The 1980-nt window shown below is 77.9% G+C and carries 1 pseudogene; it reads left to right on the top strand.

Annotation, left to right across the window (positions count from 1 at the left end):
- Positions 1 to 1980, top strand: a pseudogene (locus AB0E14_RS39650) (hypothetical protein); the annotation flags it as partial.

Genomic DNA, 1980 nt, shown 5'->3' with positions numbered 1-1980 from the left:
GCCGTCGAGGCCGCCTACGACGACGCGCCCGCCGTGGTCCGCGCCGACCTCGCCCGGCTGCTGCGCGACGGCCGGCGGCCGGCGCTCGCCGAGCGCCTGGTGCCCCGGGTCCGTACCGCGTACGGCGATCGGGACGCGGCCCTCCTGCTGCCGGGCTGCTCGCCCGAGTTCACCGCGCGGATGCTGCCCGCACTGGCCGGGGCGCTCGCGTTCGAGGACTGGAGCGTCCTGGCCGTCCGGCACCCCGTCGCTGTCCTCGACCACGCGGAGCGGGAGCTCGGCGACCTGCCCCAGCACTCGCGCGACCGCTGGTGGCGGCAGCACTCCACCGGAATCGCCGCCGCGCTGCCCGCCGCACCGGGCCGCGTACTGGACCTGCTGGAACGTTTCGGCCCCGACAACCTGCCCGGTCCGGTCCAGGACCGTTTGGGCGACCTCGTCGCGGCGGACGCCGAGCGCGTGACGCGCTGGCTCGCCGACCCGCGCCGGGCGGCCGCCCGGTGGGAGCGGACGCCCGGCACTTCGGTCATGCGGCAGTTGGTGGCGGCGGATCCGCACTCCCTGCCCCGGCTCGGAGCGCGGTGGTTCCACCGCCGAGCCTTCGGCGTCCTGTTGCGGTCGGTGCCACCGGCCCGCCGGGCCGCTTTCGTGGACGCCGTCGTCGCCGCGGGCGACCCCCGCCTGAACGTCCGTGCGCACCCGGGGGTGCTCGCCCACCTGCCGGCCGCCGAACGGCATCACAGGGCCCGTGGCGCGATCGAGGCGCTCCGCGCCGAACGGGGTTCGAACTGGGACCTCTGGGCCCTGCTCGCTCTCCTGCCGCCCGCCGAAGCCCGCCCCGAACTCCTGGCGGCTCTCCGCACCGGTGACGCCGAGGAGCGCGGGACGCTCTGGCACCATCTGGCCGGCAACGCGGGCAACGCCCGTGATCCCGAACAGGTCGCGGAGTTCCTCGCGCTGGCCGCCGGCCGACTGAAGAACGAGCGCGACATCGTCCGCGGGGATGCCCTCACCGCCTTCGCCGACGTGCCGCCCTCGCTCGTCGTGCCGGCCCTCGGGACGGGCGGGCCCGCCGGGGACCCCACCGGGGCGGAGTCCTTGGAGCGGCTGTGCCTGGACGCCCTGCGGGCCCGGGACTGCTCCTCCGGCACCCGGGACACGATCCGTACGCTGGCCGTCTCCCTGCTCGGCGCCCATGACGGCGGTGACGCAGGCGTGCGGACCGCCGTGCGGACCGCCGTACGCCTCCTGGAGGCGCTGACCGCGCACACCGGCGCGGTCGCCTTCGGCCCTCCGGCCCTCCTGCCGCGCGGCGGCGCGACGAGCGCCGTGCTCGACGCCCTCGGCCCGTGGCTGGACCGGGCCGCCGCCCGTGGGGATGCCGTCCCCCTGCTCGCGCTGGTCAGGTTCTGGGGCCACCGCGCGAGCCGGATCCCCGAGCTCCGGGACCGCATCGACCACGCCCTGCGCACCTGCCCCGACGGTGTCTTCGGCGAGGTCGCCGCGGCCTGGCTGGCCGATCCCGCGACGCGCGGCGACCGAGCTGCCGAACTGGTGGCGCGGGAGCCCTCCGCGGTCCACCTGCCGCCGGTGCTCGCCGTCCTCGCGGCGGAGCGCACCGACCTGCTGGACCGCGCGCTGGCCGAGAGCCTGCTCCCGGGCGGCCGGTTCCCGGTGTCCGGGTCTCCTCGGCCGCTGCCGCCCTTCCGGTACGCCGACAGGTGGCTGCCCCGGCAGCAGCGGGCCGCGGTCCTGCTGGCCTCGGCCGCCGTCGACGATCCCGGCCGGGGTCTCGACGAACGGGCCGCGCTGCTCCGTGCGGTGGCTCCGGTCCCCGAGCACGGACGGGCCCTGCTCCAGCGGTACGCGACCGCGGCCGAACCCGCCGAGCCCGCGCTGACGGCCGCGGCCCTGGACGCGGCCGCCCACACCGACGACCCGGCCGCCGCCCTGCGCGCCCTGCTCGACCACTCCGGCGAC

The sequence above is a fragment of the Streptomyces sp. NPDC047981 genome (assembly GCF_040653315.1).
In the GTDB taxonomy this organism is placed as follows: domain Bacteria; phylum Actinomycetota; class Actinomycetes; order Streptomycetales; family Streptomycetaceae; genus Streptomyces.
This window is presented reverse-complemented; position numbering and strand designations above follow the sequence as displayed.